The 12,585-nt window shown below is 58.9% G+C and carries 13 protein-coding genes; 3 read left to right on the forward strand and 10 right to left on the reverse strand.

Annotation, left to right across the window (positions count from 1 at the left end; translation table 11 throughout):
* Positions 1-72: 72 nt before the first annotated feature.
* Genes AGR2A_RS18110 through AGR2A_RS18130 form a run of 5 tightly spaced genes read right to left on the reverse strand, consistent with a single transcriptional unit; the run spans position 73 to position 4,698 of the window.
* On the reverse strand, positions 73-1,080 hold the full coding sequence (locus tag AGR2A_RS18110) for a branched-chain amino acid ABC transporter permease (RefSeq protein WP_006698062.1): 1,008 nt from the start codon (positions 1,078-1,080) through the stop codon (positions 73-75).
* Between the two features lies 1 nt (position 1,081).
* Positions 1,082-1,969 (reverse strand): branched-chain amino acid ABC transporter permease, encoded by an 888-nt coding sequence (locus AGR2A_RS18115; protein WP_004437878.1) that lies wholly within the window; start codon positions 1,967-1,969, stop codon positions 1,082-1,084.
* 2 nt (positions 1,970-1,971) lie between these two features.
* Positions 1,972-2,673 (reverse strand): ABC transporter ATP-binding protein, encoded by a 702-nt coding sequence (locus AGR2A_RS18120; RefSeq protein WP_004437876.1) that lies wholly within the window; start codon positions 2,671-2,673, stop codon positions 1,972-1,974.
* A gap of 1 nt (position 2,674) precedes the next feature.
* Positions 2,675-3,460, reverse strand: a complete 786-nt coding sequence (locus AGR2A_RS18125) for an ABC transporter ATP-binding protein (RefSeq protein WP_004437874.1) — start codon at positions 3,458-3,460, stop codon at positions 2,675-2,677.
* Positions 3,461-3,489: 29 nt separating this feature from the next.
* Positions 3,490-4,698: an ABC transporter substrate-binding protein gene (locus AGR2A_RS18130; protein WP_006698064.1), complete on the reverse strand. Its 1,209-nt coding sequence runs from the start codon at positions 4,696-4,698 to the stop codon at positions 3,490-3,492.
* Positions 4,699-4,911: 213 nt separating this feature from the next.
* Between AGR2A_RS18130 and AGR2A_RS18135 the strand changes: the two genes are divergently transcribed.
* The 3 genes from AGR2A_RS18135 to AGR2A_RS18145 all read left to right on the forward strand — a co-directional run bounded on the left by AGR2A_RS18135 (position 4,912) and on the right by AGR2A_RS18145 (position 7,599).
* Positions 4,912-5,829 (forward strand): LysR family transcriptional regulator, encoded by a 918-nt coding sequence (locus tag AGR2A_RS18135; protein ID WP_006698065.1) that lies wholly within the window; start codon positions 4,912-4,914, stop codon positions 5,827-5,829.
* A 133-nt stretch (positions 5,830-5,962) separates the two neighbouring features.
* Entirely contained in the window at positions 5,963-6,985 is a 1,023-nt protein-coding gene (locus tag AGR2A_RS18140) for an LLM class flavin-dependent oxidoreductase (protein WP_044459600.1), read from the forward strand.
* A gap of 308 nt (positions 6,986-7,293) precedes the next feature.
* Positions 7,294-7,599 carry a hypothetical protein gene (locus AGR2A_RS18145; RefSeq protein WP_080823257.1) on the forward strand — a complete coding sequence of 102 codons (306 nt, stop codon included), beginning with the start codon at positions 7,294-7,296 and terminating at the stop codon, positions 7,597-7,599.
* Here the strand turns inward: AGR2A_RS18145 and AGR2A_RS18150 are convergent.
* The 5 genes from AGR2A_RS18150 to AGR2A_RS18170 form a co-directional block, all read right to left on the reverse strand.
* On the reverse strand, positions 7,580-8,380 hold the full coding sequence (locus AGR2A_RS18150) for a DNA adenine methylase (protein WP_080823258.1): 801 nt from the start codon (positions 8,378-8,380) through the stop codon (positions 7,580-7,582). The two genes, AGR2A_RS18145 and AGR2A_RS18150, sit on opposite strands and share 20 nt — an antisense overlap.
* A gap of 176 nt (positions 8,381-8,556) precedes the next feature.
* On the reverse strand, positions 8,557-9,540 hold the full coding sequence (locus tag AGR2A_RS18155; RefSeq protein ID WP_167378226.1) for a phage late control D family protein: 984 nt from the start codon (positions 9,538-9,540) through the stop codon (positions 8,557-8,559).
* On the reverse strand, positions 9,531-9,794 hold the full coding sequence (locus AGR2A_RS18160; protein WP_080823260.1) for a tail protein X: 264 nt from the start codon (positions 9,792-9,794) through the stop codon (positions 9,531-9,533). The genes AGR2A_RS18155 and AGR2A_RS18160 overlap by 10 nt, the downstream gene beginning before the upstream one ends.
* Entirely contained in the window at positions 9,791-10,222 is a 432-nt protein-coding gene (locus AGR2A_RS18165) for a phage tail protein (RefSeq protein ID WP_080823261.1), read from the reverse strand. Before AGR2A_RS18165 ends, AGR2A_RS18160 begins: the two co-directional genes overlap by 4 nt.
* Complete coding sequence (locus AGR2A_RS18170) at positions 10,219-12,546, reverse strand: phage tail tape measure protein (protein WP_080823262.1); 2,328 nt, start codon at positions 12,544-12,546, stop codon at positions 10,219-10,221. The genes AGR2A_RS18165 and AGR2A_RS18170 overlap by 4 nt, the downstream gene beginning before the upstream one ends.
* Positions 12,547-12,585 lie beyond the last annotated feature (39 nt).

Here is a 12,585-nt window from a genome sequence, read left to right on the forward strand (position 1 = left end):
TCTCTTCTCCACACGCCATCCTTGCCGCGTCGTCCCGAACGCGGGGAGGCTTTTCAGGTTTTTTCAAATTGGCTAGCTGCGGTGCTGAAAGCCGAGTTTCCGCCCCAGCCGGGAGGCATAAAATTCACCGATCAGACCGCGACGGAACACCAGAACGCAGGCCATGAAGACGAGGCCGGTGATGATGGTGACCGGGAAGTCCGAGGTCGCGAGATAGTTCTGCAGGGTCACGACAAGGCCCGCGCCGAAAATCGGGCCGATCATGGTGCCGATGCCGCCGAGCAGCGTCATCAGGATCACCTCACCGGACATCTGCCATGTGACGTCGGTCAGCGTCGCGAACTGGAACACCAGCGCCTTCAGCCCGCCAGCAAGCCCGGCGAGCGCCGCCGACATGACGAAGGCGCCGAGCTTGTAGCGCTGCACGCTATAGCCGAGCGAAATGGCGCGTTGCTCGTTTTCACGGATCGACTTCAGGATCATGCCGAACGGCGAATTGACGAAACGCCAGATGACCAGCAGCGCCAACACGAAGGCGGCAAGCACCGTGTAATAGATATTGAGCGGACCATTGAGATCGAGAATACCGAAGAGATGGCCGCGCGGCACGCCCTGCAGGCCGTCCTCTCCATGAGTGAACGGCGCTTGCAGGCAGAAGAAATAGAACATCTGCGACAAGGCGAGTGTGATCATGGCGAAATAGATGCCCTGTCGGCGAATGGCGAAAAAGCCGATGACAAGGCCGAGGAGAGCGGCACCGGCCATGCCGATGACCAGACCAATTTCCGGTGTGACACCCCATTCCTTCACGGAATAGGCCGTGAAATAGGCGGCGCCGCCAAAGAACGCCGCATGGCCGAAGGAAAGCAGCCCGGTATAACCGATCAGCAGATTGAAGGCGCAGGCAAAAAGCGCAAAGCAGAGAAGCTTCATCAGGAAGATCGGATAAACGAACATCGGCGCGGCGATGAGAATGGCAAGCCCGGCCAGAATGAGCACCGTCTTGATGGTTGCTGCCGTCGTCGATACTTCCGTCCGCGGCATTGCGCCGGCTGTCGGGCTATGGGTGGCTTTGGACATATCAGGCGTCCTTTCCGAAGAGTCCGGCGGGGCGGATGAGCAGCACAAAGGCCATGATGACGAAGATGACGATATTGGAGGCCTCAGGGTAGAACACCTTGGTGAGGCCCTCGGCGATACCGAGCATGTAGCCGGTGACGATGGCGCCCATGATCGAGCCCATGCCGCCGACAACCACCACCGCAAAGACGACGATGATGAGGTTTGTGCCCATCAGCGGCGAGACCTGATAGATGGGGGCGGCGAGAACGCCGGTGAAACCCGCAAGGCCGGCGCCGAGCGCGTAGGTGAGCGTCAACAGAACAGGCACATTGATGCCGAAAGCCTGCACAAGGGTCGGGTTTTCCGTCGCGGCGCGCAGATAGGAGCCAAGACGCGTCTTTTCGATCAAGGCCCAGGTGGCGATGCACACGATCAGCGAGATCACGACGACGAAAGCGCGGTAGTTCGGCAGGAACATGAAGCCGAGATTGGTGCCGCCTGCGAGTTCGCGCGGCACCGAATAGGGTTGGCCCGCCGCGCCGTAAAGCCACCGGAACGTGCCTTCCACCACCAGCGCCAGGCCGAAGGTGAAGAGCAGACCATAGAGTGGATCGAGATCATAAAGCCGCGACAGAAGGAAACGTTCGATGATCGCCCCGAACAGCGCGACGACGAGCGGCGTGACGATGAGCGCCACCCAGAAATTGATGCCGAAATATTGCAGGCCGAGAAAGGCGACGAAAGCGCCGAGCATATATTGCGCGCCATGGGCAAAATTGATGACGCGCAACAGCCCGAAGATGACAGCAAGCCCAAGTGACAGCAGCGCATAGAATGAGCCGTTGATAAGGCCGACCAGCAATTGCCCGAGGAGCGCCTGAATTGGAACGCCGAAGATCATCGTCATGGTTAAACCCCCAGCACCTTGTTAAGCTCGCCCATGCGGGCGGAAAGCTCCCCCACCGGAAAATCGCCGACCATCTGGCCGTGGTCCATGAGGTAGAAACGATCGGCGATACGGCTCGCAAACCGGAAATTCTGCTCCACCAGAACCACGGTCATGCCGCGGCTCTTCAGCTTCTGCAAAACCTCTCCAATGCGCTGTACGATGACGGGGGCAAGCCCTTCGGTCGGCTCATCCAGCAGCAGCACCTTGACGCCGGTGCGCAGGATGCGCGCCATGGCCAGCATCTGCTGCTCGCCACCGGAGAGCTTCGTGCCGGGGCTGGTGCGGCGTTCGTAAAGATTGGGAAACAGCTCGTAGATTTCATCGAGCGTCATGCCGCCGGACGCGACGACGGGCGGCAGCTTCAGGTTTTCCTCAACACTCAGGGTCGCGAAGATGCCGCGCTCCTCCGGCACGAAACCGAGGCCGTATTTCGCCGTACGATGCAGCGGCACCGGCATAAGATCCTTGCCGCCGAGCTTGATGACGCCCTTGCGGTTGCGGATGATGCCCATGATGGTTCGCAACGTCGTGGTCTTGCCCACGCCATTGCGGCCGAGAATGGTGATGGTTTCGCCCTCGCCGACCGTCAGATCGACGCCGTGCAGCGCCTGGCTTTCGCCATACCAGGATTTCAGGTTGGAGACTTCGAGCATCGCCGCCATATCAAGCCTCCTCCGTGCCCATATAGGCCGTGCGCACGCGCGGATCGGCAGAAACCGTGGCATAATCGCCCTCAGCCAGAATTTCTCCACGCTGCAGAACAGTAACGTGATGGCAGATATCGGCCACGACCTTCAGATTATGTTCGACCATCAGTACCGCGCGGGTCTTTGCCACCTCACGAATAAGCTCGGCCACATGCGAGACATCTTCCCCACCCATGCCCGCCATCGGCTCGTCCAGCAGCAGAACTTTGGGATCAAGCGCCAGCGTAGTAGCGATTTCGAGAACCCGCTTGCGGCCGTAAGACAGATCGGCCGCAAGCGCGTGTTTTTCCCGCGTGAGGCCCACCATGGAGATCAGCTCCTCGGCGCGGGCATTCAGCCTGTCCAGCGAAGAGAGCGGCAGCCAGAACTGCGTTGCAAGGCTGTTGGGCCGCTGCAATGCCACCCGCACGTTTTCCAGAACCGTCAGATGCGGAAACACCGCCGATATCTGGAAAGACCTGACGAGGCCGAGACGCGCCACCTTGTCCGGTGGCGTTTTTGTTATATCCGTTCCCATGAAGGTGATCGCCCCGCCTGTCGGCTGGAGAAACTTGGTCAACAGGTTGAAAACCGTTGTCTTGCCGGCGCCGTTGGGGCCGATCAGCGCATGGACACGGGCGTGATGCACGTCGAGATCGACGTTTTTCACGGCTGCGAATGCGCCGAAGGTCTTGGTGAGACCACGCGCCGAAAGAACGACGCGAGGTTCTGCCTGCCCGGCGGGGGCGGGAGCGATCGTCATGAAACTTTCCCCTTTATTGCGTCAGTCTTTTATTGCGTCACCAGCGGGCAACCGCTCTTTGCGGGGTCCATGAAGGCTTCCTTGCCGGGGATGGTGGCGAGAACCTTGTAATAATCCCAGGGCTGCTTGCTTTCGTCAGGCTTCTTCACTTCCATGAGGTACATGTCGTGGATCATCCGACCATTGGCGGCCACATGGCCATCCTTGGCGAAGACGTCGTTGACAGGCATTTCCTTCATGGCCTTGGCGACGGCGTCTGCATCGTCGGTGCCGGCCTTCTCGATCGCCTTCAGATAATGCAAGACAGCGGAATAGGTGCCGGTGTGAACCATGTTCGGCATGGCCCCGGTTCGTTCCTTGAAGCGCTCACCAAACTTGCGCGATTCATCGTCGCGGTCCCAATAAAAACCTTCCGTCAGTGTCAACCCTTGAGCTGCCTCAAGGCCGAGGCCATGGACTTCGGCTAGCGTGAAGAGAAGCGCTGCAAGGCGCTGGCCACCTGCAACGATACCGAATTCCGCAGCCTGCTTGATGGCGTTGGAGGTGTCGAGACCGGCATTGGCAAGACCGATAACCTTCGCGCCCGAAGACTGCGCCTGCAGCAGGAAGGACGAATAGTCGGTGGTTGCGAGCGGATGGCGGACGGAGCCAAGCACCTTGCCGCCATTGGCCTTGACGAAATTGGACGTATTTTCTTCCAGCGAATAACCGAAGGCATAGTCGGCGGTCAGGAAGAACCAGCTGTCGCCGCCCTGTTTGACGAGTGCGCCACCGGTGCCGACAGCCAGCGAATAGGTGTCATAGGCCCAATGAAAACCATAAGGGCTGCACTGCTTGCCGGTCAGCTCGGTGGTGGCAGCACCGGTGTTGACGGTGATCTTCTTTTTGTCCTTAGAAAGTGCCTGCACCGCAAGGCCGACAGACGACGAGGTCAGTTCCATGATCGAATCGACCTGTTCGGTGTCGTACCATTGGCGGGCAATGTTGGAGGCGACATCCGCCTTGTTCTGGTGGTCAGCCGTTACCACTTCCACGGGCGCGCCAAGCACCTTGCCGCCAAAATCCTCAACCGCCATCTTCGCGGCTTCATAGGAGTATTTGCCGCCGAAATTGGCGTAAACGCCGGACTGGTCGTTCAGGATACCGATCTTGACCTTGCCGTCCGAAATCTCGGCGGCATAAGCGGCGGTGCCGGCGGCAAGTGCCATGGCCGTGGATAAAACGATACTCTTGCGCATGACTTCTCCTCCCAGAGATGATTGCGAGCCTCAGATTGTCTGTGCAGCGGTGAACCGAAACCCTGCACCATGAATGGCCGCACCGCCCTCCTCAAAGCGGTGCATCCTGAGCGTAGACTTCTCGAATTCGGCCGTTGACACAAGAGCGTGTCATCATCAAATTGCGAACAGGAACTGTTCATTTTTGAACAGAACTCTTGATGGGAGACAATTATGGCCACCCCTTTCACCTGGGACGACCTGCAATATTTCCTGGCCGTGGCCCGCACCGGACAGCTCTCATCCGCCGCCAGAAGCCTGCGCACCAGCCACGCGACCGTCTCCCGCCATATCGACCGGCTGGAATTTTCGCTTAAAACCAAGCTCTTCGAGCGGAACCCGCGCGGGTATGAGCTGACGACGGTGGGGCGGCGACTGGTCGATACCGTCGAGCGCATAGAGGCAGAGGCTGAACGGCTGCAATCGGATATTTCCGAAAGCGGCAGCCTGCTGCGCGGCGTTGTGCGCCTGAGCGCTCCTGAAGGTTTTTCTAATTTTTTCTTCGTCGAGAGGCTGAAGGACTTCGCCGCCACCCATCCCCACATCATGGTGGAAATGGTGACGATCCAGCAGATCATGGCGCTTTCCCGAAAGGAGGCGGATGTGGCTGTCACGCTCGATCCGCCGAAGGCCGGTCCCTATATCAATGAACAGATCATCGATTACACTCTGCATATTTACGCCTCACGGTCCTATCTCGCCGGACAGCCGAAAATCACGAAGCGGGAAGACCTGCTCGACCACTTCTTCATCGGCTACGTGCAGGATCTGATCTTTTCACCCGGCCTCGATTACATGCGCGATGTGCTTCCGGGCCTGCGGCCAAATTTCCAGTCTTCGAGCATTTTTGCGCAACTGACCGCCACGCTTGGTGGCCGAGGGCTTTGCATCCTGCCGAATTTCATCGCCGCGCGCTTTCCGGATTTGCAGATGGTGCTTCCGGGTGAGGTCGAGCTGCGGCGAGGTTACTGGCTCACCAGCCATCAGGACTTTGCCAATGTGCCACGGGTGCGTTCCTTGATGGATTTCATCCTCACCACCGCGCGCGCCCACGAAAAGCTCTTTATTCTCAAGCGCGGCCTCATGGTCTGAAGTCGCGATCGTTCACATTTCGGCGACACCCTGTCTTCGTCTCGCAGGTTGGAGGATCTGCGCCGTTGCTTATATGAGGGACAACAACGATGTCGCTACACTCGCGGACATCCTCCAAATCTGGAAGGTCATTATGAAAAAGATCGGATTCCTATCCTTCGGCCACTGGACGCCCTCCCCCCAGTCGCAGACCCGCTCGGCGGCCGATACGCTGCTGCAGTCGATAGACCTCGCCGTGGCCGCAGAAGAACTGGGGGCTGACGGCGCCTATTTCCGTGTGCACCATTTCGCCCGTCAGCTGGCCTCGCCCTTCCCGCTTCTGGCCGCCGTCGGCGCCCGCACGAAAAAGATCGAGATCGGCACCGGCGTCATCGATATGCGTTACGAAAACCCGTTCTACATGGTGGAGGACGCCGGTTCGGCCGACCTCATCGCCGGTGGTCGCCTGCAGCTCGGCATCAGCCGCGGCTCGCCGGAGCAGGTCATCGATGGCTGGCGTTATTTCGGTTATCGCCCGGCCGAGGGCCAGAGCGAAGAAGATATGGCGCGTCAGCACACCGAGGTCTTCCTCGAGCTTTTGAAGGGGGAAGGCTTTGCCGAGCCGAACCCGCGGCCGATGTTCCCCAACCCGCCGGGTCTTCTGCGGCTGGAGCCGCATTCCGAAGGCTTGCGCGAGCGCATCTGGTGGGGCTCGAGCTCCAATGCAACGGCAGTGTGGGCGGCAAAGCTTGGCATGAACCTGCAAAGCTCCACGCTGAAGACCGACGAAACCGGTGAGCCTTTCCACGTCCAGCAGGCGCAGCAGATCCGCACCTTCCGGGAAGCCTGGAAGGAGGCCGGACATGCGCGTGAGCCACGCGTCTCCGTCAGCCGCAGTATCTTCGCCCTCGTCAATGATCGCGACCGCGCCTATTTCGGTTACGGTAACGAAGGAGACGACAAGATCGGCTATATCGACGACAAGACGCGTGCGATCTTCGGACGCAGCTATGCCGCCGAACCGGAAAAGCTGATCGAACAGCTGAAGGCCGACGAAGCCATCGCCGAAGCTGACACGCTGCTGCTGACCGTGCCGAACCAGTTGGGCGTCGATTACAACGCTCATGTGATCGAGACCATCCTGAAGCAGGTAGCGCCGGCACTTGGCTGGCGCTAAATCTGGAAAAATCGTATCATCCACACGCCGTCACCCCGGACTTGATCCGGGGTCCAGCGCGATCAAGTCTTTGATCGCGAAACAGTCGTTTTACGGCGTAGACGCGCCGTGGCTGGATGCCGGATCTAGTTGTAGCGCGCAAAATCGAATGGCGCGAAGCGCAACATCAGTTGGCAACAATTTCACTGTTCAGCAAGTGGCCGCTTTAACCTTTTTTCCGGTTAAAGATTGCCGACCTCCAAAGAACGTGGTTTCGATAGCCTCGATCAACCGGTGGAGCACATGAAATGACCAGACTAAGGAGTTTGATGACGTCGATCTTGGTGGCGTCGGCCTTTGTTGGGACATCGGCCGCCGAGGCTCAGACAACGGAGCAGAACCGATATCTTGCCGCGATGGTCGAATGGGCCGTCGCAAACTGCGAGGCCAAGGAGATGTCCGCGCTGGTGGTCTCCATGGCCTCGATGGTAGTTAATGGGTCTGCTCCGGGCGAAATGGACAATGCGCGTGCTGTCGTTCGCAAAGGAACCATGGACAACTATCCTTCGAAAGAAGCGGCTTGCGCTGACATCGTCCCACGCCTGCAGACGTCCGCTAAGCCGGTTTCGAAATAATCAACTCCTTCACCGATTTGCTGTTTCCAGCGCCCTGTATGGAGTAAGTGCAGTCCACTTCTTCAATTCGAAAATCTCTGAAGGTTTCGAAGACGCCTTGAACGGCGTTTAAAGACAGGATGAAACGCCCCTTAATCCGACCTAGCATATCCGCCATTTCGGCGAACTCCTCGCGACTGAACACATCGGAGCCATAGTCTGTCTCGTTCCCGAAGTAAGGCGGATCGAGATAGAACAGCATTCCCGGCCGATCGTACCGTTCAATGAAGCGCCGCCAAGGGAGCTGCTCTATGACGACACCGGCCATTCGTTCGTGGATCGCCTCCAGTTGCGGAGCGAGCTTCAGGAGATTGAAGCGAGCGCCTTGCATCGAAACCCCGAAGTTCTGTCCGGCGACTTTACCACCAAAGGCCGTCCGCTGGAGATAAAGAAACCGCGCAGCGCGCTCCAGATCGGTCAAGGTAGAGGGGTCGACACGTGACAGGCGGTCAAACTCGCGACGGCTCGTGACCTGATATCGCAGCGTTTCCATGAACTGCGGATAGTGCCGCTGCAATATCCTGAAGAGATTGGCGACGTCGCCGCTGATATCGTTAATCACCTCCATGCGCGGTTGCAGGTTTCTGCGGAGGAATACACCCCCCATTCCGACAAACGCCTCCGCATAGCTCTCGTGCGGCGTCTCGTTGATGCGCGCGATGATGGCTTTCGCCAGAACACGTTTTCCACCGATATAAGGGGCGGCGGGAGTGGCCGGAGCCACCGGCGTCAGATTCACCATTTCAAATATCTCTCGACTCAGTCACAGCAAATCCGCCCTGCAGGGTACGGGTGTGACAGTTATCGAACGTTGCTGTCGGACGGGTTAGGTCGCCAAACTTTGGCCCGTCGCTTGGGGTGCATGGACACACCCCGGCCACCCGGTCTACCGGGAGGCCGAAATCTTCATTTCATCTTCTATTCCTTGCCACTCTCCGGCGCTTCAACGGCGACACCGGTTTTGTAGCTGTCGGCAGCGAAGGTCTGGGTGACGGTACCGGCGCGCCACGCGCCGTTCGCCTCGGGCCGAAAGCCGGTGAGGTTCAAGGGTGTGTCGGCCATCAACTCGGGTCGGCCGAACAACATGAGGTTGCCTGAGCCGGTTGCACGGCCGAGCTTGTCGCCCTCCGATCCCGCCGCTGCTTCGGCCTCGTCCTTGTTGGCGTAAACAGTGCGCAGACGACGAACTGGCCCCTTTAGGCCGGTCGAATGCGAGACGGTTTCCGTCTTGCCGGTTGCGCGGTCAAAATAGGACGCCTCGACCTTGCCGAATTTGGTGCGAGGTTCGACCTCGAAATCGCCGCTCTCGCATTCGCTTTTGTCGATCGTGATCGTCGGCAATATGCCGCGAGACAGGAACAGGAACTTATTGCCCTTAATCGAAAAGAGCGCCCGGTTGCGATCGGCGAGGCGGGTCAGGAAATCGAGCGAACTCTGCCCAACGCGAGCGATGTATTCGATTTGCTTCGAGGCCAGTTCGGGACTGACCTTGGCGTCATAACCGTGCCGTTTGGCGAGCTGCTCAACCACATCACCGATCGTGGTCTGGTCAAAATGCTCGGACCCTTGCTCTTTAACGTCCTCGCGCATGTCGGCCGAGTGGCCGGAGATTGTCAGCTTGTCGCCGTCCGGTCCAAAGTTGATCCTGTTTTTCTCGACTGTGAACTCGCCCATCACCCATGACCCAAATTCCTTGTAGCCGAACGAAACCGAGAGCTTGGCTCCCTTTTCCGGTATTTGGATCGCGTTGCCGGAATCATCGAATACTAGTTCAATCCGGTCGGCCTCTTGCCCTGCATTGTCGGTGACCGTCGCTGTCGACAAGCGATCATAGAAGCCCGGCGCGACGGCTTTACCTCCGACGAAGCACTCGATGAATGGTTTGTGGCGCATCAGTCCCACAGCCTCACAACTGATGTCGACGCGGCCCGGATAGTAAACTCGGGCAGGATTATTGTGCTGCCGAGCGGAAGAAGGATGCCGCGATCGGCAACGCTGGGATTGGCTTCAAGAGTTGCCTCGACGTAGCCATCCAGTTTTCCCGCTACTCGCCGATCATTGAGCGCCTTAAAGGCGTGTTCAAAGCAAACGAGATCGATGCTTAGGTCTTCAAATTCGATGACGCGGGTCCCGGCCGGGATAATGGTGGCGCTCATATGAACAGCCCCACCGGTTTGCCGCCATCATGGAAGGGCGCAACCTCTATGGTATAAGTCACCTTCCGTCCGAGGCCTGCCCTGTTGATGGCCGACTGCTCGTCATCGACAAACAGAATCACTACGCGACCGTAGATCGTGGCCACCGTCGAACCAGCATCTGCCCAGCCAATTAGCATCACAGGATTTGCAGCTCTTTGTGTGGTGCGCACAGCCTCGAAATCGGCTCTGTCACCGAATTCGTCAGGAAACAGCAGACCGGATATTGTGATCGTGTCGTCGCCATAACCCACGAACTGGCGGCCGGGATAAGTGCCGAAGCGTGGGATGGATGCCCATTTCGCTTCCGTCGATCGGGCGAACTGCTGATAGTTCAACCGGTCGATCTGGAAGATGTGCGATCCCAGCGCAAGCAAAGCGGAACTCATGGCGCAGCTCCATCATTCAGGGCGCTGGATCGAGCAGAGGAAATCGACGCGCCCAATTTCGAGGCTGCGGCATCACCCGCCGCCTTGGGATCGGGCGACGAAATATTCTGGGTCACGTTCTGGTTTATTGTGACGTTCGACGTGGTGTCACCAGCGGCGGGCGGTGTCGCGCCAGACTGTTGAGGTTGATAAGGCTGCATAGAGGCCGCACCCTCCTCGGAGCCGAATAGCCCCGACATCCACGCGGGCGGCTTTATAAGCCCGGAGAGATCAATACTTCCAATGGCATCTCGAATTCGCCCTGGCACGCCGGTCAACCACCCATAGAGCGCTTCAAAAGCCATTTTGAACCCGTCGACAACCGCGTCCCCAAGTGCTGCGCCAGCAGCTCGCATCGCTCCCTTGTCAGCGTCCGACAGTTGTTCCTGAGAAAAAAAGGACGTGATCGCCTTCCAAATCTCGCCGAGCTTCTCCTTCGCTGCTTCGATCATTTCACTAAAATCGAACATCTTCGCCATGGAGGCTTTAAACGCTGCGATCGAAGCGGGATCGATGTTGAGAGCAGAGCCGATGTGGTCCACAAGGCGCGACAGCGCATTTGTGACACCCTCAACGCCGGTATTAAAGAACGCGACGATCGGCCCTGCAAAGCCGGAAGCGAATGAGGAAATGCGGTCCCAATACTTCCAGACGGCAAACCCGGCTGCCGCCAGAACCGCCGCAATTGCCCACACGGGCGCTGTGATCCCCGCGACGATGCTTGCAAGACCAGAGGCGAAGGCGGTCAACGCGGCCGTGACGGCCGAGAGCGAACCGGCAAGCCCTCCGCCGCTCGCGGCCGAGATGAAGGAAAGACCGGCGATCGCGTTTCGCAGCATCGGAATGCGGCCAGCGACAGGCAGCAGCGCCGAGCCAAGCGCCGATGCGCTGCCCGCCGCAAACCGCCATGCTCCGGCGATGATGCGCCAGCCAGTGGCGATGTTCCTGCCATCCTGAAAGCGAAGGAACGTCGAGGTGAACCCGATCGCGGACAACCGCATGGCGGCGAAGGCATAGGAGGCAACGCGCATGGCGACCGATGCCGCCAGTAGCCCGGCCGTGATTTTCACGATCGTCGCCGTCAGCTCCGGGTTCGCTGTGGTCCAGTCGTTGACCATCCGCACGATGGCCGTGCCGCGAAGGACAATATCCTGCACCACTGGCAACAGCGCGCCGCCCGCAGAGAACAGGTTGTCGATCTCGGTAACGAGGCCCTTGATCTGGGTTTTCAGGCCAGACATGACGTTGACGAAATCCTTGTCGATGACGCCGCTGGCTGCACCGGCCTCGTCACGGATGCGCTTGTAATCCTCCAGATTGGGGATCAGGGCGCGGAGGAAATCGAGAACCTTTTTGTCGGCGAACAGCTCGCCCATCTTGTACTGGTCGCCGCCCGTCGCCTTTTTGATCAGCTCCAGCGAATGCAACAGGGGATCGGTACCCTTGGCAGCGGCCGACTTCATCTCCTTCTCGATGTCGATACCCATTTTCTTGAAGTTCTTCACCGTGTCCGGCGAAGTGATCTTCCCTAGGAAATTCGACATGTTGTTTGCGGCCTGATCGGCAGAACCTGCCGATTTCATGGCGATCTGAAGCGCGGCGGCAAGCGATGCCACGGCCGGGACGCCCTGCATCTTCAGTGCCGAGGCGTTGGCCGTCAGTTCGGGGAAATTGCGCGCCATATCCTTCAGCTCGAATGAGCCGGATTTGCCGGTGGACGCCATGACATCGAACGCCTTGGCGAGATCGGTCGCGGCAACCTTCAGGTTATCCATTACGGCGTAACCGGCATTGCCCATGTCGCCGACTTCCGCCTTGGTGGCAGTCGATGCCCGACCAGTCGCCTCGATCGCGGCAAGGCTCTCGTCAAGGTCCATGCCCTTGCCGACATAGGTGGCAAGGATTTGCAGCAGCTCGGTCTTGTTCTTGCCGGTGGTGCGGGTCTGTGCAATCAGCCGCGCCTCGATCTCGCCCATGCGGTCGATCGGAATTTCCGCGACGTTGGCGAAGTCGATAAAGGCGTCCTGAAAATTCGCGCCCTTGAAGATCGGCGCAGCAAGCGTCATGGCCTGCCCGAACGCGCCAAGCATGCGGCCACGAGCATCGCGCAGCGCCGCCTCGGCGTTCTTGGTGGCGTTCTCGATATTCTCGACGGTAAAACCGTCTTTGATTGCGCCGGAGAAACCTTCCTTGGCGGCCTGCCCCAAATCGAGAAGGCCGGACTTCACCTTTTTGGCGGGTCCGGTCAGTTGGTCGATCAGCCGAATGACAAAAGAGATATCCATGTCATTCGGTCCTTTGGGCGGTTCCGGTCAATCGGGGGA

It is taken from the genome of Agrobacterium genomosp. 2 str. CFBP 5494 (assembly GCF_900013495.1).
Taxonomy (GTDB): Bacteria; Pseudomonadota; Alphaproteobacteria; order Rhizobiales; family Rhizobiaceae; genus Agrobacterium; species Agrobacterium pusense.

Excerpts from the sequence above, each read along its gene's own strand:
- AGR2A_RS18110 (WP_006698062.1), bottom strand. The coding sequence starts at position 1,080 with ATGTCCAAAGCCACCCATAGCCCGACAGCCGGCGCAATGCCGCGGACG.
- AGR2A_RS18115 (WP_004437878.1), bottom strand. The coding sequence starts at position 1,969 with ATGACGATGATCTTCGGCGTTCCAATTCAGGCGCTCCTCGGGCAATTG.
- AGR2A_RS18120 (WP_004437876.1), bottom strand. The coding sequence starts at position 2,673 with ATGGCGGCGATGCTCGAAGTCTCCAACCTGAAATCCTGGTATGGCGAA.
- AGR2A_RS18125 (WP_004437874.1), bottom strand. The coding sequence starts at position 3,460 with ATGACGATCGCTCCCGCCCCCGCCGGGCAGGCAGAACCTCGCGTCGTT.
- AGR2A_RS18130 (WP_006698064.1), bottom strand. The coding sequence starts at position 4,698 with ATGCGCAAGAGTATCGTTTTATCCACGGCCATGGCACTTGCCGCCGGC.
- AGR2A_RS18135 (WP_006698065.1), top strand. The coding sequence starts at position 4,912 with ATGGCCACCCCTTTCACCTGGGACGACCTGCAATATTTCCTGGCCGTG.
- AGR2A_RS18140 (WP_044459600.1), top strand. The coding sequence starts at position 5,963 with ATGAAAAAGATCGGATTCCTATCCTTCGGCCACTGGACGCCCTCCCCC.
- AGR2A_RS18145 (WP_080823257.1), top strand. The coding sequence starts at position 7,294 with ATGACGTCGATCTTGGTGGCGTCGGCCTTTGTTGGGACATCGGCCGCC.
- AGR2A_RS18150 (WP_080823258.1), bottom strand. The coding sequence starts at position 8,380 with ATGGTGAATCTGACGCCGGTGGCTCCGGCCACTCCCGCCGCCCCTTAT.
- AGR2A_RS18160 (WP_080823260.1), bottom strand. The coding sequence starts at position 9,794 with ATGAGCGCCACCATTATCCCGGCCGGGACCCGCGTCATCGAATTTGAA.
- AGR2A_RS18165 (WP_080823261.1), bottom strand. The coding sequence starts at position 10,222 with ATGAGTTCCGCTTTGCTTGCGCTGGGATCGCACATCTTCCAGATCGAC.
- AGR2A_RS18170 (WP_080823262.1), bottom strand. The coding sequence starts at position 12,546 with ATGGATATCTCTTTTGTCATTCGGCTGATCGACCAACTGACCGGACCC.